The following is a 22,061-nucleotide window of genomic DNA, read 5'->3' as shown; positions in this document are numbered from 1 at the left end:
ATCGTCGCAGGTCTTGCCACCGGCTGTTCGATGAACTGCGCACCGCGCAGTTCATCGAGCCTGGGTCCAGCCCCTGGCTGGTCCAGGTCCAGGGGCGGATAGCCCCGGTGGGGTCTGGGGCAAAGCCCCAGCGAAGCGGCTTCGATAGGAGACCCATGCTCGCCCTGCGAGGGCCCCCGATGCCCTCGGCTCACTTGGCGTGCACGAGCAGCTCCTTGGCCACGTCCACGAAGAGGCGCAGCGCGGGGGAGCGCTGCGCGCGGCTCGGGTAATAGAGGAAAAAGCCGGGGACCTTGGGCGCATAAGGCTCGAGCACCCGCTGCAGTCGCCCGGCGCGGAGCGGCTCCGCTGCCATGGGCTCGAATGCGTACGAAAGCCCGAGGCCCTGCTCCGCCAGAAGCATGCTGAGGTGGCTGTCATTGGTGACCACGCCTCCGCGCACCGGCACGCGCCACGTCCTGCGGCCCTTTTCGAGCTCCCACGCATAGAGCGCCCCGGTGCTGTGCATGCGGAAGGTCATGCATTCGTGGCGCAAGAGCTCCTCGGGGCGCTGGGGCGTCCCGTGGCGCGCGAGATAACCGGGCGCGCCCACCACCACGAAGCGAAATGCCTCGGTGAGCCGCACTTGCACCATATCGCGCTCGATGGCCTCGGTGAGCCGCACGCCCGCGTCATACCCCTCCGCCACGATGTCCACGAAGCGATCGTCGATGACGACCTCGACCTCGACCCGCGGGTGACGCGCGCGAAAGATGGGCACGACCGGCGTGATGAGGAAAGGCACTGCCGACCGCGGCACCGACAGGCGGAGCCGGCCCACCACCTCGCCCGGCTCCGCGGAGACCTCGGCGAGGGCCGCGAGCGTCTGCCGCAGGGCCGGTCCGGCGCTCTCCACGAGCCGCCTCCCCGCATCCGTCAACGATACGCTGCGCGTCGTGCGGGCCAGGAGCACCACGCGTAGCTGCTCCTCGAGCTGCCGCACCGCCTGGCTCACCGCGGATCTGGAGACGCCGAGCTCACGCGCCGCGCGGCTGAAGCTCTGCAGGCGCGCCACGGCGAGGAAGGCCTGGAGCTGCGCAAAGGGAGCGGTGTTCATGCGCTGGATTCGTCGTCAAGCGCGCGGGATTGTCAAGGATGGCTTCACAGCCCGTCCGCTTTCGGGGGTCTACTGCGCAGCGGGGATCGGGCGCATGTTCCTTCGCGTCGGTCCCGCGCGCCTCGGGGGGTCGAAGGAGAAACAATGCAGAAACGCAAACTCGGAAAGAGCAACCTGGAAGTCTCGGCCCTTGGGCTCGGCTGCATGGGATTGAGCTTCGGCTACGGTGCAGCCACGGACAAGCAGGAGGCGATCGCGCTGATTCGGTCGGCCTTCGAACGGGGCGTCACGTTCTTCGACACCGCCGAAGTGTATGGTCCGTTCACGAATGAAGAGCTCGTGGGGGAAGCGCTCGCTCCCTTCCGTGGGCACGTGGTGATCGCGACCAAGTTCGGATTCGAGCTCGACCCGAACGGGGGGGCGAGGTGGGTCGGCCTGAACAGTCGTCCCGCGCATATCAAGGAGGTCGCCGAGGCCTCGCTGAAGCGGCTCGGGGTCGATTCCATCGATCTCTTCTATCAGCACCGGGTCGACCCGAACGTGCCGATCGAAGACGTGGCCGGGGCGGTGAAAGACCTGATTCAGCAAGGCAAGGTCAAGCACTTCGGCCTCTCGGAGGCGGGGGCGAAGACGATCCGCCGCGCGCATGCCGTCCAGCCGGTCACGGCGGTCCAGAGCGAGTATTCGCTTTGGACGAGAGGCCCTGAAGCCGAGGTGCTCCCGACCCTCGAAGAGCTCGGCATCGGGTTCGTGCCTTTCAGTCCCCTGGGCAAGGGCTTCCTCACGGGCAAGATCAGCGAAACCACCACGTTCGAAAGCGGCGACATCCGCAACGTGATCCCTCGATTCACGCCGGAGGCGATGAAAGCGAACCAGGCCTTGGTGGATCTGCTCGGCGAGATCGGGGAACGGAAGAAGGCGACCCCCGCGCAGATCGCGCTGGCGTGGCTGCTCGCGCAAAAGCCGTGGATGGTCCCGATTCCCGGCACGACGAAGCTCTCGCGCCTGGTCGAGAACCTGGGCGCCGAGGCCGTCGTATTGACGGCCGACGATCTCCGTGAGATCGACAGCACCGCATCGCGGATCTCGGTGCAAGGGGCCCGGTATCCGGAGCAGCTCGAGCGAATGACCGGGCTCTGATCGGCGCGCGGGCGCTGTCGAGCCGGTCCGGTCTGTCCCACCTCCAAGAGCCCGTCCCGATCCTGCTCTTCACAGGAGCAGATGGTCCTCGTCCGCACCGGCGTGTAGCATCGTGGAAGCTGGCCGTGATGCGCTCGGTCGCGTCACGGCCATTTCCTTGCAAATCCGACCGTCGCGTCGACGGACAGGCCCGATCGACCGCGCGCTCGACGAGAAAGGAAGACGCCTTGATGGACGATCGCTCTAGGATACATGGGTCGACGAGGCCTCTGCGCGCCACACGGCTCGCGGGACTCACGTTGCTTCTCCTCGGCGCCGCCGCCGCCTCCGTCGTCGCGGTGACGGAGGCGCGCGCGCCTTCGCCCGCCGCGGCGGGGTCGCCGGCGCCGCTCCTGCCCGCGTTCCGCGGCGGCGAGGGTGTATGGACCGCCGGAGGGGACCGTTATGCCGTGCGCGCCTCCACGGAGGCATTCGAGCTCGCGCCCCTCGCCGACGGAAAAGGCAAAACCCCCGACGCGCGCCCGTCGCCGCTCCGGATCGAAACGACGGACGTCACGCGCGGCAGCCGCTCGCTCGGCCAGGACGCGTCGGCCGCAAAGCCGGCCATTGACGCGGGCGGCGAGCTGATCCTCGACCGGGGAGAGGTCGCGCAACACCTGAAGCCCATGCCGGAAGGCGTGGAGCTGAGTTACACGTTCCCCGCGCGCCCCGAGGGCGAAGGAGACGTCACCGTGCGTCTTCGGGTCTCCGGCCAGGCGTATGCAGGCGAAGGCGCGGCGGGGCATCGCTTCGCGGATCACGCCACCGGGCTCGGCGCCCGTGTCGGGCATGCGACGTGGATCGACGCCCGCGGCGCCCGCGCCGACGTGCCCGTGCGCGCCGTCCCCGGGGGCCTCGAAATGCGCGTCGCCGCGAACCTCGTGGAGACGTCCGCTTACCCGGCCGTGCTCGATCCGCTCATTTCTCCCGAGACGGGCACGGATGATCCCATCTTTGGCCCGGCCGGCTTCGCCGAGCATTCGACCTCGGTGGCCTTCGACGGCACGCAACACCTCGCCGTCTGGTACGACGGCCGCGGCGCGCCGGCGACGATTTACGGCGCGCGCATCCTGCCCGACGGGAGCGTCCTCGATCCGTACGGGCTTGGTCTCGCGTCGGGGAGCGAGCCTCGCGTCGCCGTGGGCGGAGGCGTGTTCCTCGTCGCGTTCCTGAGCGGCTCAGAGCTCCAGGCCGTGCGCGTGGATCCGAGCGGCGCCGTGCTCGACCCGACCCCGATCACGATTGGCGCCACCGGCGGCGCGGGCTCGGGATTCAACGTCGCCTACGCGGCGGGGCAGTTCGTCGTGGCCTGGTCGAGCTCCAATGCCCCGGCGGGCCTGCGCCACGCGCGCATCACGACGGCCGGCGCCGTCCTCGATCCGGGCGGCGTCGCTTCCATCGCGGGCCCGTATTGGTCCTTCAGCGGCCTCGGGCTCGCTTCCTCGGGCGCGGACACGCTGATGGTCTGGCATTCGGAGGGCATGCTCCGCGGCGCGCGTATCGACGCCCAGGGGGCCGTGCTCGATCCGAGCGGCGTCGACCTCGCGCCCACGTTGGCCGGCTACACGGGCGACGAGTTCATCAGCGCGCCTGCCGTGGTCTTTGATGGGACGAACCATCTCATTGCGTGGGAGACGGCCTGGACCGAGAGGGCGTTTCATACGGTCCGCGTGTCGGCCGCGGCCGTGCCGCTCGGGGCGCCGAACACGCTCGCGATCACGGATCCGATCAACGACGAGCTGATTCGCGTCGGGCTCGTCGAGACCAGCACCGGGTTCCTCATGACGTCGAGCAACCGGTGGGAGATCGAGCTCGTCGAATCGGGCGGGACGTTGCGGCTCCTGCGGCTGGACGCGCAGGGAGGCTTTTTGGATCCGGCGCCGAGCATCGTCACGACGTCGGGCAGGGACGTGGCCATCACGTCCGATGGGACGAACGCGTTTGTCGCCTGGTCCGCGTTCGCGGGGAACGACTATAACGCGCCCAACTCCGCCGACATCGTGGGGTCGCGCTTCGCGATGGATGGAACGCAGATCGATACGACGCCGGTCCTGATCTCGGGGAGCGCGAACAGCCAGACGGACGTAGCGCTCGCCTGGGATGGGCAGAATTACCTCGTCGCCTGGGAAGACGATCGCGACGTCGCGGCGCCGGGCGTCATGGATATCATCGGGACGCGTCTTTCTCCCGCGGGGCAGGCGCTCGACACGTCGGGGCTGCCGATGGCCACAGGCCCGCTCCACCAGCGGGATCCCTATCTGGTCACAGGCGGGCCCTCGACCCTGCTCCTGTGGTCCGCGTACGACCTTCCGGCGGGTGCCTTGGAGGAGCAAAACTCGCTCCGTGCTTCGCGCGTGGATGGCCAAGGGATGATGCTCGACAACCCGCCCCTTCAGCTCGGGGAGTACAGGGTCGTCGCGGCGACGGCGGTCGCGGCCGACACGTTGCTCGTCCTTCAGTATGCGGGCGGCTACCTCTACGGCGCCCGGATTCCCTTCCGCCTCGACGCGCAAGGGAACGTCACCGAGCTCGCGGCGCTGCCCTATGGTTCCAGCGGCGCGCTCGCCTCCGACGGCACGAACGCCTTGTACGTGTGGGGCGCGGACCCGAATGGCTCAGGATCCGGCAATCCGACGATCCTGCGCGCCTCGCGCCTCGACACGAACGGGGCGATGCTCGATCCGGGGGGCCTCACGGTCGCGAACCAGAACGAGCTGCTTTGTGGGTTCGACGTCGCGTTCGGCGGGGGCGTCTACCTGATCGCTTGGAGGGCCTTTGATCTCGGGACGAAGGTCACCCGCGAGCGCGCGGCGCGTATCACGCCGGCCGGCGTGGTCCTCGATTCGCAGGGGTTTTTGCTCGACGAGCACCCGGATCCGAACGGGTACAATGGATGTCGCTACAGCCATTGGGAGCAACGTCCAGCCGTGGCGTTCGACGGGAGCCTGTTCGTCGTCGCGCGGTTCGCGCCCGGGGCTTCCCCGCGGCATGACATTCTTCGGGGCGTGACCGTCGCTCCGGACGGGACGGTCAGCACGCCGTTCGACATCTCGACCGAGCCTGGCATCCTCAAGCCCGTCGAGCTCGCTTCGCGCGGCGACGGGGAGACGATGGCGGCTTTCTCGCGGTTCGTGGAGGGCGCCCCCTACGAATCGGTTCGCGTGCGGCTCTCGCGTATCACGACCTGCGGCGTTTGCCCGAGCGGCTTTTGCTCGGACGGCGTCTGCTGCGACACGGCATGCGGCGGCGGCGATACGACCGACTGTATGGCGTGCAGCGTGGCGGCCGGCGCGCCGGCCGATGGGGTGTGCGCCCCGCTCGACGGCACGACGTGCGGCGATGGGTCGAACGTGTGCTCGGCGGGGACCTGCATGGAGCCGGTCGAGCCGCAGGACGCAGGGGCGGACGGCGGTGAGCCGCTCGATGCGGGAATGGACGGCGGCGAGCCGCTCGATGCGGGAACGGATGCCAGCGAGCCGCTCGACGCTGGGACGGATGCCAGCGAGCCGTTTGACGCGGGAGCGGGCGGCGGTGAGCCGTTTGACGCGGGAGCGGGCGGCGGTGAGCCGTTCGACGCGGGAACCGGCTTCGATGCGGGTCCGGGTGGTGGGCCCATCCCTGGCGGCGGTGGATGCAGCTACAGCGTAGAGGATGCAGAACGAGCGCCCTCTTCGTCGCTGCTTTTCCTGGGCGCGCTCGGGGTCCTCTTGTCGGTCAAGCGGCGCGCTGGCGGCGCGCGGCGGTCGCAGCCCACGGCCTGAGCCGCTCCCCCCTCGGCTGCCTCGGGAATTTCAACCGAGAATTTCGCTTTCGCTCCCGGTCGTTCTGCGCATCTCCTCGCGCTCGAACGCTTCTCGTTGCGAGAGGAGCCACGCCCGCGCGGCCGCCTCGTCCTCGAAAAAGCCGGACACGTACTTCTCGCCGTGGATGAAGTTCGTGGCCCGATTCCACATGTTCACGAAGACCCGCAGGCTGAAGCCGGCGCCGAGGTAGGCCGTGAAATACCGCTTTGCGGGCTTGGGGTTCGTCGCGCCGAGGCGCCGCGTCTCGCCGTCCATCCCCTCGAACGCGCGGATGTCGCAGATGAGGAGCACGGCCTCGGGCACGTTTGCGAGATCCTCCGTCGCGAGGATCTCGCGCATCTCGTTGTACGTGACGCGGCCGCGGTAGGTCATGACGGAGACGTCGTCGTCGCCGTAGACGAGCGTGTGTCGCCCGATGTCATGGGTTTTCATGCGCCCGACGCCTGGGAAGGAAGGTCGTTCTGGTGGAACGGGGCCAGGGAGTGGTCGAACAGGGGCGTTGGTTGCATCAGGGCGGCGCGATGGTCGCTCCCGCCTCCGACGATGTCAACACGCGTGCATTTCCGCTCCTGCTGTCGCCCCATTCAAAATGACCAAAATCTGACCTGCGGCCTTTCTCTTGATGCATCGACCGCATTGCGGTTGATGCATCAAGCGTCCAGGGCTCGCGACGCAGCCACCCCCCTCACGCAATGCGATGCATCAATGGCTCCCCCTCCCGCAACCGCTTCACGTTGCCCGCGACGATGTCGGCGATCCGGGCGAAGGCCTCTTCGGTGGAGCCGGCGACGTGGGGGAGGACGACGACGTCGTCGCGGCGGTAGAGCGGGTCGTTGGGGTCCCATGGCTCTTCCCAGAACACGTCGAGCCCGGCGCCGCCGAGCTTGCCCGCCTCCAGGGCGTGGAGGAGGGCGCCTCGATCCACGATCGGGCCCCGCGCGACGTTGACCAGCAGGGCCCCGGGCTTCATGCGCGCGAGAAAGGCTTCGCCGACGAGGCCCCGTGTCTTTGGCGTGAGCGGGCAATGGATGCTGATCACGTCGGCGCGGGCGGCGAGATCGAGCATGTCCTCTTGGGACGTGGCGCTGCGCGCCGCGAGGATGCGCATGCCGAGGGCCTCGGCGATGCGGGCGAGGGCTGTGCCGGAGCGGCCGAGGCCGAGGATGCCGAGGGTGCGGCCGGCGAGCTCGATGCCGAGGGGCGCGCCGATGGAGCGTTCGGCGAAGGCGCGGCTCGCGCGGGGGAAGCGGCGCGCGAGGGCGAGGATCAAGAAGAGCGCGGCTTCGGCGACGGATTGCCCGTTCGTGCCGGGGGCGTTGCATACGGGGACGCCCCGGGCGCGCGCGGCGGCGAGGTCGATGCCCTCCGTCCCGACGGCGGGTTGCTGGATGAGGCGGAGGTGGCGCGGCGCGGCGATGACGGCTGCGTCGAGGTGCGCGTTGGACGGCAGGAGGATGTCGGCGTCCTCGACTTGGCCGGCGAGGGGCAGGCGCGGGTCCCAGATGCGCAGCGTGATGCCGGGGGGCAGCCGCGCGCGGATGGCGTCGACGATGGGAAACCAGCCCGTGCCGCAGAAGACGATGTGCACCGGGGACCGTTACCGCCGTCGTGGCGCGGGCGCACGTGTCGAGGACGGGCGCGCTCCGTGTGTGGAAAAAGATACAGGCTTTTCCGTACCTCGGCCGACCGAGTTCGCGGAGGAGGCGCAACCTTTTGCCGGTTCGCCGTCGGTTTCCGTTAGCATGGTCGATCGTATGGATTTGGCTCCGGGCTCAATCATCGCGGGACGGTACCGGGTCGACGCGCGTGTCGGAGCGGGCGGCATGGGCGAGGTGTGGGCCGGTGAGCACCTCGCGATCGGCATGAAAGTGGCGATCAAGACGCTGCTCGCTGCTGCTGCCTACGATCGCGAGGTGGTCGCACGTTTTCGGCGCGAGGCGAACCTGCTCGGCCGCATCCGGAGTGATCACGTCGCGCGTGTCGTGGACTTCGTCGAGGACCCGACCGTCGGGCTCGTGCTCGTCATGGAGTACATCGAGGGCCAGCCGCTCTCGAAGGTGCTGCACCAGCGAAGGCTCTCCGTCGAGGAGGCGATCGACGTCGGATGTGACGTGGTGGACGCGCTCGGCGATCTGCACCGCGCGCACGTCATCCATCGCGACATGAAGCCCGGCAACATCATGATGGAGCCGACGCCGGGCGGAAAATCGCGCGCGATCATCGTCGACTTCGGCATGGGCCGCATCGAGTCGGGCGCGGGCGAGGATCTCGAGCAGACGAACTTGACGCGCGCGGACATGGCGCTCGGGACGCTCGAGTACATGGCGCCCGAGCAGATCCTGAACTCACGCGACGTCACGGCGGCTTCCGATCTCTACGCCGTCGGCGCGATGCTCTACCGCGCGATCGCGGGGCGCCACATCTTCGGCGACGCGCAGGACGCCGAGCTCGCGCGCGCCAAGTTGATGACGGACGCGCCGGCGCTGCAGACGGGCCGGAACGATCGGATCTCGCAAGGGTTCGTCAATGTGGTGATGCGCGCGGTCCAGCGCCGCCCGCAGACGCGTTACCAGAAGGCCGAGGAAATGCTGAACGAGCTGCGCGCGCTGCAGGACGCGGTGCGCGCGATGGCCTTCGAACAAAGCGCGGCGAGGCACCTCATCGCGCCCGCGAGCGTCGCGAACCCCCGGCCGTCGCAGACGTCGTATCCGGGCTACGCGGCGACGCAGACGCCCATGCCGTATGCGCAGCAGCCGCAGCCCGCGCAGGCGCAGTCCGCGATGATGCCGGCGCAGGATCGGCCCTCGCTCCCGGGCGGGCCGACGTCGAGGCCGAGCGCGACCTCCGCGCCGATCTCCCTCCCCATGGTGGCTCCGCGCCGCGGCATGTCCCCCGCGGCCGTCGTGGGCCTCGTGTTCCTCGCGCTCGCAGCGGGCGTGGGCGGAGCGGCGTTCTTTTTTCTGAACGCGCGGCCCTCCGAGCCGCCGAGCAACACGCCTGCCGCGATGCCCCAAGCGCCTGCGCCGAGCGCGGTCCCTGCGCCGACGCCGAGTGTGGCCGCGCCGGCGCCGTCCGCGGCGGCGCCGAATTCGGGCGAAGGCGGCGACGGCCTCGAGGTCGAGCCCGCCGCGACCGCGCCGCAGCCGACGCCGAGCCAGAGGCCTGCCGGGACGCTCGGCAGCGGCGCGTCTTCCGCGAAGCCGTTCGGCGCGGGCAGCTCGAAGGCGCCTGCGACGGGCACTGCGCCGAACGTCAGCAAGATCCAATTCTGAGAGGTTTGTCCGCTCCGCCGGGGCCCCTCTCCACGGCGTGGAGAGGGACCGGAGAGGGCGCCTCGATCAGTTGCCGTCGTTCGAGCAGGCGAAGAACTGCGCGCCGCAGCCGTTCGATGACGTGTCGAGCAGGCAGCTCTCGCACTCGGACGCGGGGACCTGGCTCGACATACACGCCTCGCCGCACACGGACGCGCAGGTGCCGAGGCACTTGCAGTCGGTGAAGGCTTCGTAGAGCGGGACGGACGCGGGGCAGAGCTCGGGCGGCATGTCTTCGAGCATGAACTGCTTGCACGACGCGCACGTCGAGCCGCCGCCGGAGCCTCCCACGCCGCCGGATCCGGCCGCGCCGCCGGCGCCCGCTGCGCCGCCGACGCCGCCGCCGAAGCCGCCGACGCCCACCGCGACCGAGGTCCCGGGTGGGAACGGGCCCGGCTCGGGGGCGCAGCTTCCGAAGCCCGAGCTGTCCTCGGTCACGTCGTAACAGCAGGTGTCGCCCTCGAACGCGCCCTCGCTGTTGACCGCGGTGATGTTGGTCGAGCAGAAATCGCCCTGGAAGAAGTCGAACGCTTCACCCTGCGAGGGGCACGCGCCTTCGAGCTCGGTCCAGTAGAAGCAGGCGCGATCGGTCCCGCATCCGGAGCTCGACACCGTGAGGAGCAAGCCGGTCGCGAGCGTGAGCGAGAGGAAGGGGAACGTCCGCGAAGAAAAAGAAAAGAAGCTCGGCTTTCGCATGCGTTCAGCGTGGCGCTTCGCGCTCGAAAATTCAATCGGAGGCGCAGGTCAACGCGGCGAGGCGGGCCGGCCCTCGGGCAGCGCGGCGAAGAAGCGCAGCAGGCGCTCGGCGAGGGTCTCGGGCGCGGTCCAGTGCATCATGTGGCCGGCGTCGGCGAGGTCGACGTGCAGCGTGCTCGGGATGCAGGCGAGCCGCTCGGCCTCGTCGGGCAAGCGCAGGCCGTTCACGCCGCCGCTCACGTAGAGCGTGGGCGCCGTGATGCGGCGGAGGAAGCACTTGAAGGACTCGAGGTGGAAGGGGACCGGCGCCGTCGTGCGGTGCATCGAATCGTAAGCCCACGACAAACGGCCCGAGTGGGTGCGCGTGAGCAGGCGCGCGCGGCTCTCGAGGATCGCGCGGGAGACCTGCGGGTGCCTGCGCGCGAGGCGATCGAGGGCCTCGTCGAAGGAGCCGACGGGGCGCGGCGTGCGATCGAGCGAGCGCATGTCGTCGAGCCACGTGCGCATGCGATCGACGGCCGTGCTCGGCTCGGAGGCGGGCGCGCCGAGGCCTTCGAGCAGGACGAGCTGGTCGACGCGCTGGGGCCTCGCGCCGGCGAAGAGCGCCGCGATCGTGCCGCCCATCGAGTGGCCCACGAGGGCGAGGCGCTTCGGCGCGAGGATGTCGAGCAGCGACGAGAGATCGCTGACGTAATCGGGGAAATGGTAGTAGCCGCCGGCGCCGACGGAGTCGCTCTCGCCGAACCCGCGCAGGTCGGGAGCGAGGACGTCGTGCCCCGCGCGCGCGAGGGGCTCGGCCACGAGATCCCACGTGGCGCCGGAGTCCAGGTATCCGTGGAGGAGCAGGACCGTCAGGCCGCTCGGGCGGGCGCTGGCGGGCTGGAAGCGGTGGATGTAGAGGCGGATTCCATTGACGAAGACGAGGCCCGACCCGCTCTGCACCTTGCCACCCTTAGCAGGGATGCCGCGGCGCGGATAGTTCTGCTAGCGTCCCGCGAAAGCAGGCAGAGGGGGCTCTCCCGGACAAGCCGGGCCTTGCCCCCACATCAAATCCCCGGAGGCCGGTCGATGGCTGCAGAAGGCGGCAATGGCAAGGGCGCGGCGGGGCCGAGCGGGGCGCGGATGTACCCCGATTTTTCGGCGCCCACCGTGGACAAGGTGATGGTCGAGGAGCGCGCGGCGGCCCTCGGCAAGCGCAGCATCAAGAAGGAGACGAAGGTCGCGGGGCTCTTGCTCTCCATCGCGATGATGGATCTCACGACCCTCGAAGGGAAGGACTCGCCGGGCAAGGTCACGCAGCTCTGCCAGAAGGCGATGCGGCCCCACGCCTCGCCCGAGGTGCCGCCGTGTGCCGCGATCTGCGTGTACCCGAAGCTCGTCCCCGTGGCGAAGCATGCGCTCGCCGGATCGAGCGTGAAGGTCGCGAGCGTGGCGACGGCGTTCCCGAGCGGGCTCTCGGCGCTCGACGTGAAGCTCGAGGACGTGCGGCGCGCGGTCGCGTGGGGCGCGGACGAGATCGACATGGTCATCGATCGCGGCGCGCTGCTCGCGGGCGAAAAGACGCGCATCTTCGACGAGATCGCCGCCACGAAAGAGGCGTGCGGACAAGCGCACCTCAAGGTGATCCTGGAGACGGGGGAGCTCGGCACGTATGACCTCGTGCGCGAGGCGAGCCAGATCGCGATGCTCGCGGGCGCGGACTTCATCAAGACGTCGACGGGCAAGGTCACGCCGGCCGCGACGCCCGCGGTGACGCTCGTGATGCTGGAGGCGATCCGCGATTTCTTCTACGCGACGGGCAAGCGCATCGGCATGAAGCCGGCGGGCGGGATCCGCACGGCCAAGCAGGCGCTGCATTACCTGGTGCTCGTGAAGGAGACGCTCGGGGACGCCTGGCTCACGCCGGATCTCTTCCGCCTCGGCGCGTCCACGTTGCTCAACGACGTGCTCATGCAGCTCGAAAAAGAGCGCACGGGCGCCTACCAGTCAGGCGATTCCTTCAGCAAGGACTGAAGAGGAGACACGATGACCGCCAAGGAAACGATCGCCCCTGCGACGAACGGCGAGACCCACGCGGCCCCGTCGTCGCCGGCTCGCCCAGCACACGGCGCCGCGCTCGAGTTCGGCAAAGCGTGGACCTATGCGCCCGCGCCCGAGGCCGCTGATCACGTCCGGATCGACCCGCGTTACGAGCTCTTCATCGGCGGCAAGTGGGTCGCGCCGTCGTCGGGCAAGTACTTCGACACCGTGAGTCCTTCGACCGAGCAGAAGCTCGCCGAGGTCGCGGAGGGAAATGAGCGCGATGTGGATCTCGCCGTGAAGGCGGCGCGCGTCGCGTACGAAAAATACTGGTCGAAGCTCTCCGGGATCGAGCGCGGCAAGTACATCTACCGCATCGCGCGGGTGATCCAGGAGAAGGCGCGCGAGCTCGCCATCGTCGAGACGATGGACGGCGGCAAGCCCATCAAGGAGTCGCGCGACGTCGATCTGCCGCTCGTGGCGGCGCACTTCTTCTATTACGCGGGCTGGGCCGACAAGCTCGCGTACGCCTTCCCGGGCCGCTCGCCGCGCCCGCTTGGCGTGGCGGGGCAGGTGATCCCGTGGAACTTCCCGCTGCTCATGGCCGCGTGGAAGCTCGCGCCCGCGCTCGCGGCGGGCAACACGTGCGTGCTCAAGCCGGCGGAGACGACGCCGCTCACGGCGCTCTTGCTCGCGAAGATCCTCGAGGAGTGTGATCTGCCGCCGGGCGTGGTGAACATCGTGACGGGCGCGGGCCCGACGGGCGCGGCGCTCGTCGCGCATCCGGACGTGGACAAGGTCGCGTTCACGGGATCCACGGACGTCGGCAAGCGCATCCAGAAGGCGCTCTCGGGCACGAAGAAGAAGCTCACGCTCGAGCTCGGCGGCAAAGCGGCGAACATCGTGTTCGCGGACGCGCCGCTCGATCAGGCGGTCGAGGGGATCATCTCGGGCATCTTCTTCAACCAGGGGCACGTCTGCTGCGCGGGCTCGCGCCTGCTCGTGGAGGAGGGCGCGTTCGAGCCGCTCCTGCGAAGACTCCGTGATCGCATGCAGACGCTGCGCGTGGGGGATCCGCTCGACAAGAACACGGACGTCGGCGCGATCAACTCGAAGATGCAGCTCGACAAGATCCGCGAGCTCGTCGACGCGGGCGAGCGCGAGGGCGCGACGCGCTTCTCGACGCCGTGCGAGCTGCCGGCGCGGGGCTACTGGTTCGCGCCGACGCTCTTCACGGGCGTGTCGCAGTCGCACCGCATCGCGCGCGAGGAGATCTTCGGGCCGGTGCTCGCCGTGATGACCTTCCGCACGCCCGACGAGGCGGTCGAGAAGGCGAACAACACGATGTACGGCCTCAGCGCGGGCGTCTGGACGGACAAGGGCTCGAAGAGCTTCTGGGTCTCGCAGAAGCTGCGCGCGGGGGTCGTCTGGGCGAACACGTACAACAAGTTCGATCCGAGCTCTCCGTTCGGCGGTTACAAGGAGAGCGGCTTCGGCCGCGAGGGCGGCCGGCAAGGGCTCTTGCCGTATCTCGAGGTGGACTGATGGCGCGCGCGAAGGACAAGGAGACGGCGGGGGCGCCTGCCCGTGCAGACGAGCGCGAGAACGGGTTCGTCCCGCCCGCCCGTTTGTCGGTACGCAAGGCGTACAAGATGCTCGTGGGTGGGCAGTTCATCCGCTCGGAGTCGGGCAGGTACATGCAGGTGGCGGATCCGATGAGCCTCGGAGGGACGAAAGAAAACGTGCCGTGGGCGTCCCGCAAGGACGTGCGCGACGCGGTCGTCGTGGCGCGCGGCGCGTGGGACGGCTGGGCCGGACGCACGGCGTACAACCGCGGGCAGATCCTCTACCGGCTCGCGGAGATGCTCGAAGCGCGGCAGGGCGAACTCGCGCGCGCGCTCGAACGTGGCGGCCTCGAAGCGTCACGCGCGGCGGCGGAGACGGCGGCCGCGATTGATCGCGTGGTCTCGTACGCGGGCTGGGCGGACAAGTACCAGAGCTTGTTTTCGAGCCTGAACCCGGTCGCGGGGCCGCACTTCAACTTCACGGTGCCCGAGTCGATGGGCGTGGTCGGCGTCGTGGCCCCTGCGCGGCCGGCGCTGCTCGGGCTGCTCGGCGCGGTGCTGCCGATCATCACGGCGGGCAACACGGTGATCGTGCTCGCGAGCGAGGCGGATCCCCGCACGGCGCTCGTGCTCGGGGAGGCGCTCGCGACGAGTGATCTGCCGGGCGGCGTGATCAACGTGCTGACGGGCCGCGCGGCCGAGCTGCTCCCGCACCTCGCGAAGCACATGGAGGTGGCGGCGCTCGATCTGCACGAGGTGGCGCCGGAGCTTGCGCGCAAGGCGGAGGAGGCGGCCATCGGGAACGTGAAGCGCGTGCGGACGCGATCGATCGACGAGGCGGCCTGGTTCGACGCGGACAGCGCGACGAGCCCGCGCTGGATCGAGCGCTTCGTCGAGATGAAGACGATCTGGCATCCCTCGGGCGTGTAGCCGACGCCTTCCGCTCTTCTTCCCCCTGCACAATCCCCGTTTGCACACGTGATCCCGGCCGCGTGACCGAGACGCGGCCACGCTTACGCCGAACGCAAAGCGAAGGAACCGCGCGCGAGGGGGGCCTGCGTGCGTGGAAATCGACCGAAGCCACGTGCAAGGGGGTGCTTGCACGCGTTGAAAAGCAGCCAACGACGCTCGAACCGCGCGTTTCCACGCTTGCAAGCACCCCCTTGCACACAGATGGGCCGTGCTCACGCGCGTGCAAACGCCTCCGTGTCGTGTGCGGAGGCCGGTTGCACCGCGTGCAACCGACCCCTCGCTGCCGCGAGGACCGGTTTGCACACGTGCAGACGCGGTCTGCGGAGCGGGGAGCCTCGATTGCAACGCGTGCAAGACACACCTTGCAGAGGCGCGTGGGGGTTTGCATCGCGGATCCCTCGGTCGGGCGCCGGCACGCTGCGTTTTGCAGGGGTGTTCCGCAGCCCTTGTCCGACGAGGGCGGAGGCTCGTCAGGACGTTTGTTGCGCTCGGCAGGTGAGGGGCTTGCCGCTGGGCGGGTGAACGGGCAAGGAACGACGAGGCGCATGTTCCAGTCCATCGAGATCGAACAGTTTCGCGGGTTCTCCCGGCTCGCCTTGAGCGATCTCGGCCGCGTGAACCTCGTCGTCGGGAAGAACAACACGGGGAAGACGTCGCTGCTGGAGGCGATCACTGTGCTCGCCGACCCCGCCACGATGGGGGATCTGCACGGACTCTTCCGAACGGGGGGCGGAGTACCGGACGCTCGCTTTTACCATTGGCTCCCGAAGCATGGCGCTGACGTGGAGACGGTGCTTCGGGTGACGTCGCCCGGACAAAAGCGAAGGCGTGTCTTCGTCTCAAGGAAGGGCCGGCTTTCGTCCAGCGAAGGGGAGAAACTCGACTCCTTCTATCAGGGCAATTCCCTGTACGGTTGGTGCACTGCGGGTGTTCTTCGTCTTCGCGTGCACGCTGTTTCCGTCCAGCATCGCGTGCCCGATGCGATGGTCGATGCCTTCGCCGAGGCTGTACGAGCACCGGAAGACGAGCAACAGCTCGAATCCCTCCTCGGCGCTGTGGACTCGCGTATTCGCTCGGTGCGCCTCGATGCTGTCGCTGCCAAGCCGTTCATCGTCGTCGATGTCGGCCTGCGTGAGCGCATTCCCCTCTCGCAGGCTGGCCAGGGCATCTATCGCCTCGTCGCGATCTTCTCCGAACTGCTCGGTCGCAAGCCGGACATCTGCTTCATCGACGAGATCGAGAACGGCATCCACTACACCGCACTCCCCACGGTCTGGAAGGGTATCGCCGAGGTCTCCGAACGCCTCGGCATCCAGGTCTTCGCGACGACCCACTCCCGCGAGTGTCTCGTCGCTGCGCACGAGTGCTTCGCCGCGCGCGAAAGCTACGACTTCCGGGTGGTCCAGCTCTACCGCCTGCACGATGCGGTGGATGGGCGCACGCTGGACCGCAAGCACATCGAAGCGGCCATCGCGGGTGACATCGAGCTTCGTTGAGACGGTGATGGACGCAAAGAAGCCGAAGCTGGAAGCATGCGAGCGTGTGCTGATCGTCGAGGGCTACAGTGATCTGCTGTTTTACGCCGAGGCGCTCGAGAAGGGGAGTCGCAACTACCCAGGGGTTTTCATCAAGCCGTTCAACGGCAAGTCCGATCTCGTTGCGCAGCTCGAGACGTTCCTGAGCCCCGCGCTCCTCGCCGAGAAGAAGGCCATCGGCGTGATCGTCGATGCTGATGAGACGTTTTCTGGGACATGCGAGTCGTTCGGAACGGTGCTGAACAAGATCACGAAGCAGGACGTCCGTCACGGTCAGTGGACCGTAGGACCACCCCGCATCGGGCTCTTCGTCGTCTCGGGCGACGGCAGCACCGGCGAGGCCGAGTCCCTCGTCTGGCGAGCGTGGGCGAACGACCCTGAGAATGCGGGACCCAGGAGGTGCGTCGAGACGTACCTCGCCTGCATGGACGGCCAAGGTCATCGGGCAAAGAGTCCCGACAAGGGACGCATCGGTGCGCTCCTTTCCGTGCTCAGCGACGAGGATCCTCGCCTGGGCCCCGGGGCGAGGGATCGCGTCTTCGATTTCTCCCGCCCCGAGTTCCTGCCCCTCATCGACTTCCTCCGCCGCCTCTGAAGCGCTACACCCCGCCCGTGCGCGCCCTCTTCTTCGGCACCCCTGCCATCTCCGTCCCTGCGCTCGATGCGCTCCACGCGATCGCCGAGATCCCGCTCGTCGTTTGCCAGCCTGATCGCCCGGCTGGCCGCGGCCTCGAGCTGCGCGCGCCGCCCGTCAAGCAGCGCGCCCTCGAGCTCGGCCTGCGCGTCGAGCAACCACTCAAGGTCAAGACACCGGACTTCGCGCGCCTCATCGCCGAGACGAACGCCGACGTCGCGCTCGTCATCGCGTACGGCCGCATCTTGCCGAAGGCCGTACTCGACGCGCCTCGCCGCGGCTGCATGAACCTGCACGCCTCGATCCTGCCCAAGTACCGCGGTGCAGCCCCGATCACCTGGGCCATCGTGAACGGCGAGCGCGAGACGGGCGTCTGCCTCATGCAGATGGACGAGGGCATGGATACGGGCCCCGTGTACACCACGCACCGGATCCCGATCGGCGAGGACACGACCGCCGACGAGCTGTACGTCGAGCTCGGTGCGCTCGCGGCGCGGGTCGTGCGCGAAGATCTTTTGCGCGCGGTCTCCGGGGACCTCGTCGCGGCGCCGCAGGAGCACGCGGCGGCCACGATGGCGCCGATGCTGGAGAAGGAGCACGGCCGCATCGATTGGTCGAAGCCCGCGCGCGCGGTGCACGATCACGTCCGCGGCATGACCTCGTGGCCCGGCGCGTTCACGACGTGCGCAGGCAAAGGGCTGAAGGTGCTCGCCACGCGCGTGGCCCTCGAACAAGGTGTGCGCGGCGCGCCCGGCACCGTCACGGCCGCAGACAAAGGGGGCGTGGAGGTCGCGTGCGGCGCAGGCTCGATCACGCTCGTGCGCGGGCAACTCGAAGGACGGAAGCCTCTGTCCGCGCAGGAGCTCGTCGCCGGTCGTGCCCTCACGAAGGGCATGATCCTCGGCGCTTGATCCTCCCTACCCCGCGCGCTTCTTGCGCTTCTTCTTCGCCGGCTTGGGCTTCGCCTCGCCGGCTTCGTCCTTCGCGGTGTCGCCGCCGTCCTGGGCCTTCGTCGTGTCGGAGAGCTTGCCGGGGTCCGCGCAGCAGCGGAAGCCCGTCTCGTAGAACGTGAACGTGGGCTCGTGCGCGTCGTTCGTCCCGCGACAACCCGTCCACGGCTTCGCCCAGAACCCGCCCATGAGCGCGCCCGGGAATTTTCTCCCGGGCCGCGTCGCCACCCACTCCTCGACGTTGCCCATCATGTCGTAGATGCCGAAGGGCGAGACGCAGCTCAGGTACGAGCCGCTCGTCGACCCTTGCCAGAGCTTTTCGAGCTCCTTCTTTTCGTCCTCGCCGCCGGCCGCGAGCGCCCGCGCGTCGAACGGGCGCCAGGCCTTGTCGCTGTTGCATTGCGTCCGGTTCACCTGCCAGCCGTACGCGAGCGGCCTGCGTTCGCCGCCCTCACACGCGAGCTCCCATTCCTGCTCGCTGCACACGCGCTTGCCCCGCTGGCCGCACCAGCGCTCGGCCATGCGGAACGACTGCATCACGAGCGGGCGCGCGCCGCGCCGGTTCGGCGCCTCGAATTGATCCATGCAGACGCGGACATCCGTCCGCGCCCCTTCTTCGCCCGTCAGGCCCTCGAAATAGGCGAAACAATGCGTCGTCTTCGCGTCCTTGCGGGGGTCGGTGCAGAGGTGCTGGACCTCGTCGGCGTGCGTACCCGTGACGAGGCGCATGTCGCTCGGGCACTCGGGGGTCGGGCCTGGATCGAGCGAAGGCGCTGCGGGGACGTGCAGCAGGAAGGCAGCGAGGGACAACGTCGCGACGACCGGATCGAACAAGCAGCGGCCTCCAGCAAGGAAAAGGCTGCCCGCGCGCGTCCGCGGCGTCGAGGCGGCCGAGCGGAGGAGCAGCCTGCGCCCGGGCGCATGGTACCCGCCCGGGACGTGGGCGCTAGCGGTGGCGGGCTCTTCAAAACCTCGGAGAAGGCCCTACGGCACCCCCCCGGCCCCCGAGAGCGGATGAAATCTCCCGCAGGGGCCTGGCATGGCGCGTGCGTCGTGTCTACGTTGACCGCCGCCTCCGAGACCCCGTTCGGGCGCTGCTTGCTCCACGGGCCTCGGGAGGACACACCAAACCGATTGACGCTATTCGTGAGCTGGCCTCTGTAGGGTCCAGCAAGTGCCGCCGATGCCGGTCGGAGCTGCTCCCGTCCCGGGTAGCTTCGCAGAGGAGATCGTCTCATGTCGGAAAAGAAAAACCCGCCGAGTCAGCCGCGTTCCGAGGAGGAGGTGGTCTTCGGCGACGAGCTGCCGGTCCTCCCCATTCGCAACGCCGTGCTGTTTCCGGGAGCGGTCGCGCCGTTCGACGTGGGCCGTGAGAAGAGCGTCGCCCTCGTCGAGGACGTCGACAACCTTCCCGGGCCGGTGATCGCGATCTTCGCGCAGCGGGATCCGTCGACGGACGATCCCGCGGCCGAGGATCTTTATCCGGTCGGTTGTGCGGCCCGCGTCCTCAAGGCGCTGAAGCACAGCTCCGGCAACTACTCGCTCATCCTCCAGGGCCTGACGCGGATCCGTCTCGAAGGCGTGGTCACGTTGTCGCCGTACATGAAGGCGAAGATCCGTCGCATCGACGAGCCCGCGACGGAGGACGTCGAGGCCGAAGCGCTCGCGATGAGCCTGCGCGACATCGCCAAGCAGGTCATCCAGTTGATGCCCGAGCTGCCGCGCGAGGCGGGTTCGCTCATCGACTCGATCCAGGCGCCCGGCGCGCTCGCGGATCTCGTGGCGGCGAACCTCGACGCGCCCGTCGAGGAGAAGGCGCAGCTCATCGAGACCGTGGACGTGAAGGAGCGCATCCGGAAGGTGCTGCGCCTGCTCACGCGCCAGCTCGAGATCCTCAAGATGCGCGAGCGCATCAACTCCCAGAAAAAGGAGGAGATGGGCAAGAACCAGCGCGAGTACGTGCTGCGCCAGCAGCTCAAGGCGATCAAGGAGGAGCTCGGCGAGGACGACGGCGATCAGGGCGATCTCGACGGCCTCGAGGATCGCATCTCGAAGGCGAACCTGCCGACGGAGGCGGAGACCGTCGCGAAGAAGCAGCTCAAGCGCCTGCGGACGATGCAGGTGGGCTCGGCCGAGTACACCGTGGTCCGGACCTACCTCGACTGGATCCTCGACATCCCGTGGACGCAGTCGACGACGGACAACCTCGACATCGCGGCGGTGCGCAAGGTCCTCGACGAGGATCACTACGGCCTCGAGAAGGTGAAGAAGCGCATCCTCGAGTACCTCGCGGTGCGCAAGCTGAAGCAGGACAAGAAGGGGCCGATCCTCTGCCTGCTCGGGCCTCCCGGCGTCGGCAAGACCTCGCTCGGGCGCAGCATCGCGCGCGCGCTGGGTCGGAAGTTCCACCGCGTCTCGCTCGGCGGCGTGCACGACGAGGCGGCGATCCGCGGCCACCGGCGCACCTACGTCGGCGCGCTGCCCGGCCAGATCATCCAGGGCATGAAGAAGGCGTCGACCGTGAACCCGGTCTTCATGATGGATGAGGTCGACAAGATCGGGCACGACTTCCGCGGCGACCCGTCCGCGGCGCTGCTCGAGGTGCTCGACCCGGAGCAGAACAACACGTTCGCCGATCACTACCTCGAGATCCCGTACGACCTGTCGCACGTGATGTTCGTGGCCACGGCGAACACGGCCGATCCGATCCCGCCTCCGCTGCGCGACCGCATGGAGATCCTCGAGATCCCGGGCTACACGCGCCGCGAAAAACTCGCGATCGCGCGGCAGCACCTCCTGCCGAAGCAGCTCTCGGATCACGGGCTCACGCAGGAGCAGCTCGAGATCACCGATCGCGCGCTCGAAGAGATCATCGATCGGTACACGCGCGAGGCGGGCGTGCGCTCGCTCGAGCGCCAGATCGCGAGCGTCATCCGCGGCGTGGCCGTGAAGGTGGCCGAGGGCGAGACGCAGAAGCGTCGCGTCGACAACGAGGACGACCTGCACGAGTTCCTCGGCGCGCCGAAGTACACGAGCGAGGTCGCCGAGCGCACGGCGGACACGGGCGTGGCCACGGGCCTCGCGTGGACGAGCGTGGGCGGCGAGATCCTCTTCATCGAGGCGACGCGCATGTACGGCACGGGCAAGCTCCAGCTCACGGGGCAGCTCGGCGACGTCATGAAGGAGAGCGCGCAGGCGGCGCTGTCGTTCGTCCGGACGAATGCCTTGAAGTACGGCATCCCGAAGGACTTCCTCGACAAGAGCGACCTGCACATCCACATCCCCGCGGGCGCGATGCCGAAGGACGGTCCGAGCGCGGGCGTGACGATGTTCACCGCGCTCGTCTCGCTCCTGACGGGCCTCAAGGTCCGGCACGACGTGGCGATGACGGGCGAGATCACGCTGCGTGGTCGCGTCCTGCCGATCGGCGGCCTCAAGGAGAAGGTGCTCGCGGCGCACCGCGCGGGGATCAAGCGCATCATCGTCCCCGAGCGCAACCGCGCGGACCTCGAAGAGGTGCCGAAGGAGGTCATCGACGAGCTGCAGTTCTTCTTCGCGAGCCGCATGGAGCAGGTGCTCGAAGCGGCGCTCGAGTCGATGCCGCAGCCGACGCCGGAGGGGACCGAAGAGGCGCGCGACGGCGAGAAGAAGGACGCCGAGAAGCAACCCACGGCCAGCAGCAACTGACGCGGGTTTGTCCGAAATGAACCTCGGGGGTGGTGCTTCGCGCGCCGCCCCCGATGTCTTTTGTGGCGCCTTTCCCAGGCTCGCCGGACGTTCGCGGAGCGGGAGACCCGCGGGGGGCCAAAAATGTTACTGTGGCGGGCGGATGAAGCCCTGTCCCAGTTGTCAGTGGATGCTCAAGGACACGGACACGGTCTGCAACATGTGCGGAGCGTCCGTGGGAGGAGGCGCGGGAGCACCGGCGCCGCCCCCGATGGGTGGAGCGGGGGCCTACGCGCCTCCGGGACCCCCAGGGATGGGCGGCGGTTACCCCGCGCCCCCGCCGAAGATCAACGCAGGCGGGATGTCGCCGCCGTCGCCCGTCGCGCCCGGCGCGTATCCGCCGCCGCCGATGGCCGGCGGCGGGATGCCGGCCGCGAGCGCGTTCTCGTCGGCCGAGGTCGACGATAGCCCGATGCGCTCGCCCTGGGCGCGTGAGGCGCCGAAGCCCGCGCCGCAGCAGCCGATGGGCGCGCCGCCCGGGATGCCCGCGGCGCCGCAGTTCGGCGCGCCGCCCGCGCCCGCGCCCGGGGCAATGCCCTTCGGCCAGGCGCCGCGGGCATCCCGGACGGCGCGCC

At 69.0% G+C, this 22,061-nt stretch carries 16 protein-coding genes and 1 pseudogene; 10 read left to right on the top strand and 7 right to left on the bottom strand.

The window, feature by feature from the left end:
- Nucleotides 1–190 precede the first annotated feature (190 nt).
- Nucleotides 191–1,096, bottom strand: coding sequence for a LysR family transcriptional regulator (locus QHF89_RS47165; RefSeq protein WP_136968922.1), 906 nt, complete (start codon nt 1,094–1,096; stop codon nt 191–193).
- 144 nt (nt 1,097–1,240) lie between these two features.
- Here QHF89_RS47165 and QHF89_RS47160 point away from each other — a divergent pair, with 144 nt between their 5' ends.
- Together QHF89_RS47160 and QHF89_RS47155 are read left to right on the top strand one after the other, a co-directional pair.
- Nucleotides 1,241–2,236, top strand: coding sequence for an aldo/keto reductase (locus QHF89_RS47160; protein ID WP_136968921.1), 996 nt, complete (start codon nt 1,241–1,243; stop codon nt 2,234–2,236).
- A gap of 299 nt (nt 2,237–2,535) precedes the next feature.
- Nucleotides 2,536–6,036, top strand: coding sequence for a hypothetical protein (locus QHF89_RS47155; protein WP_136968920.1), 3,501 nt, complete (start codon nt 2,536–2,538; stop codon nt 6,034–6,036).
- Between the two features lie 30 nt (nt 6,037–6,066).
- Here QHF89_RS47155 and QHF89_RS47150 read toward each other — a convergent pair whose 3' ends face one another.
- Both QHF89_RS47150 and QHF89_RS47145 read right to left on the bottom strand, forming a co-directional pair.
- Nucleotides 6,067–6,510, bottom strand: a complete 444-nt coding sequence (locus QHF89_RS47150; RefSeq protein WP_136968919.1) for an STAS/SEC14 domain-containing protein — start codon at nt 6,508–6,510, stop codon at nt 6,067–6,069.
- A gap of 253 nt (nt 6,511–6,763) precedes the next feature.
- Nucleotides 6,764–7,666, bottom strand: coding sequence for a 2-hydroxyacid dehydrogenase (locus tag QHF89_RS47145; RefSeq protein WP_136968918.1), 903 nt, complete (start codon nt 7,664–7,666; stop codon nt 6,764–6,766).
- Nucleotides 7,667–7,832: 166 nt separating this feature from the next.
- Here QHF89_RS47145 and QHF89_RS47140 point away from each other — a divergent pair, with 166 nt between their 5' ends.
- Nucleotides 7,833–9,350 carry a serine/threonine-protein kinase gene (locus tag QHF89_RS47140; protein ID WP_284721881.1) on the top strand — a complete coding sequence of 506 codons (1,518 nt, stop codon included), beginning with the start codon at nt 7,833–7,835 and terminating at the stop codon, nt 9,348–9,350.
- Nucleotides 9,351–9,416: 66 nt separating this feature from the next.
- On the opposite strand, the gene QHF89_RS47135 is transcribed toward QHF89_RS47140, so the two are convergent.
- Both QHF89_RS47135 and QHF89_RS47130 read right to left on the bottom strand, forming a co-directional pair.
- The gene (locus tag QHF89_RS47135) at nt 9,417–10,085 is read right to left on the bottom strand and encodes a hypothetical protein (RefSeq protein WP_284721880.1); all 669 of its coding nucleotides are present in this window, start codon (nt 10,083–10,085) and stop codon (nt 9,417–9,419) included.
- A 48-nt stretch (nt 10,086–10,133) separates the two neighbouring features.
- Nucleotides 10,134–11,027, bottom strand: coding sequence for an alpha/beta fold hydrolase (locus QHF89_RS47130; protein WP_136968915.1), 894 nt, complete (start codon nt 11,025–11,027; stop codon nt 10,134–10,136).
- 180 nt (nt 11,028–11,207) lie between these two features.
- Between QHF89_RS47130 and deoC the strand changes: the two genes are divergently transcribed.
- The 6 genes from deoC to fmt all read left to right on the top strand — a co-directional run bounded on the left by deoC (nt 11,208) and on the right by fmt (nt 17,721).
- Nucleotides 11,208–12,098 carry a deoxyribose-phosphate aldolase gene (gene deoC / locus QHF89_RS47125; RefSeq protein ID WP_342763991.1) on the top strand — a complete coding sequence of 297 codons (891 nt, stop codon included), beginning with the start codon at nt 11,208–11,210 and terminating at the stop codon, nt 12,096–12,098.
- Between the two features lie 12 nt (nt 12,099–12,110).
- Nucleotides 12,111–13,649, top strand: a complete 1,539-nt coding sequence (locus tag QHF89_RS47120; protein ID WP_136968913.1) for an aldehyde dehydrogenase family protein — start codon at nt 12,111–12,113, stop codon at nt 13,647–13,649.
- Between the two features lie 107 nt (nt 13,650–13,756).
- Nucleotides 13,757–14,599, top strand: coding sequence for an aldehyde dehydrogenase family protein (locus QHF89_RS47115; RefSeq protein ID WP_136928015.1), 843 nt, complete (start codon nt 13,757–13,759; stop codon nt 14,597–14,599).
- Nucleotides 14,600–15,186: 587 nt separating this feature from the next.
- Nucleotides 15,187–16,137: an AAA family ATPase gene (locus QHF89_RS47110; protein WP_136968912.1), complete on the top strand. Its 951-nt coding sequence runs from the start codon at nt 15,187–15,189 to the stop codon at nt 16,135–16,137.
- Between the two features lie 7 nt (nt 16,138–16,144).
- Complete coding sequence (locus QHF89_RS47105; protein ID WP_136968911.1) at nt 16,145–16,771, top strand: DUF3226 domain-containing protein; 627 nt, start codon at nt 16,145–16,147, stop codon at nt 16,769–16,771.
- Nucleotides 16,772–16,788: 17 nt separating this feature from the next.
- On the top strand, nt 16,789–17,721 hold the full coding sequence (gene fmt, locus QHF89_RS47100) for a methionyl-tRNA formyltransferase (protein WP_136968910.1): 933 nt from the start codon (nt 16,789–16,791) through the stop codon (nt 17,719–17,721).
- A gap of 6 nt (nt 17,722–17,727) precedes the next feature.
- Here the strand turns inward: fmt and QHF89_RS47095 are convergent, their stop codons facing one another.
- Entirely contained in the window at nt 17,728–18,594 is an 867-nt protein-coding gene (locus QHF89_RS47095; protein WP_136968909.1) for a formylglycine-generating enzyme family protein, read from the bottom strand.
- 402 nt (nt 18,595–18,996) lie between these two features.
- Here QHF89_RS47095 and lon point away from each other — a divergent pair, with 402 nt between their 5' ends.
- Nucleotides 18,997–21,447, top strand: coding sequence for an endopeptidase La (lon, locus tag QHF89_RS47090; protein ID WP_284721879.1), 2,451 nt, complete (start codon nt 18,997–18,999; stop codon nt 21,445–21,447).
- A 303-nt stretch (nt 21,448–21,750) separates the two neighbouring features.
- On the opposite strand, the pseudogene QHF89_RS47085 reads toward lon, so the two are convergent.
- Nucleotides 21,751–22,061, bottom strand: a pseudogene (locus QHF89_RS47085) (hypothetical protein); the annotation flags it as partial.

The sequence above is a fragment of the Polyangium sorediatum genome, assembly GCF_029946465.1.
Lineage (GTDB): Bacteria > Myxococcota_A > Polyangia > Polyangiales > Polyangiaceae > Polyangium > Polyangium fumosum.
The sequence above is the reverse complement of the archived record's forward strand: the minus strand, read 5'-3'. Positions and strand labels throughout refer to the sequence as shown.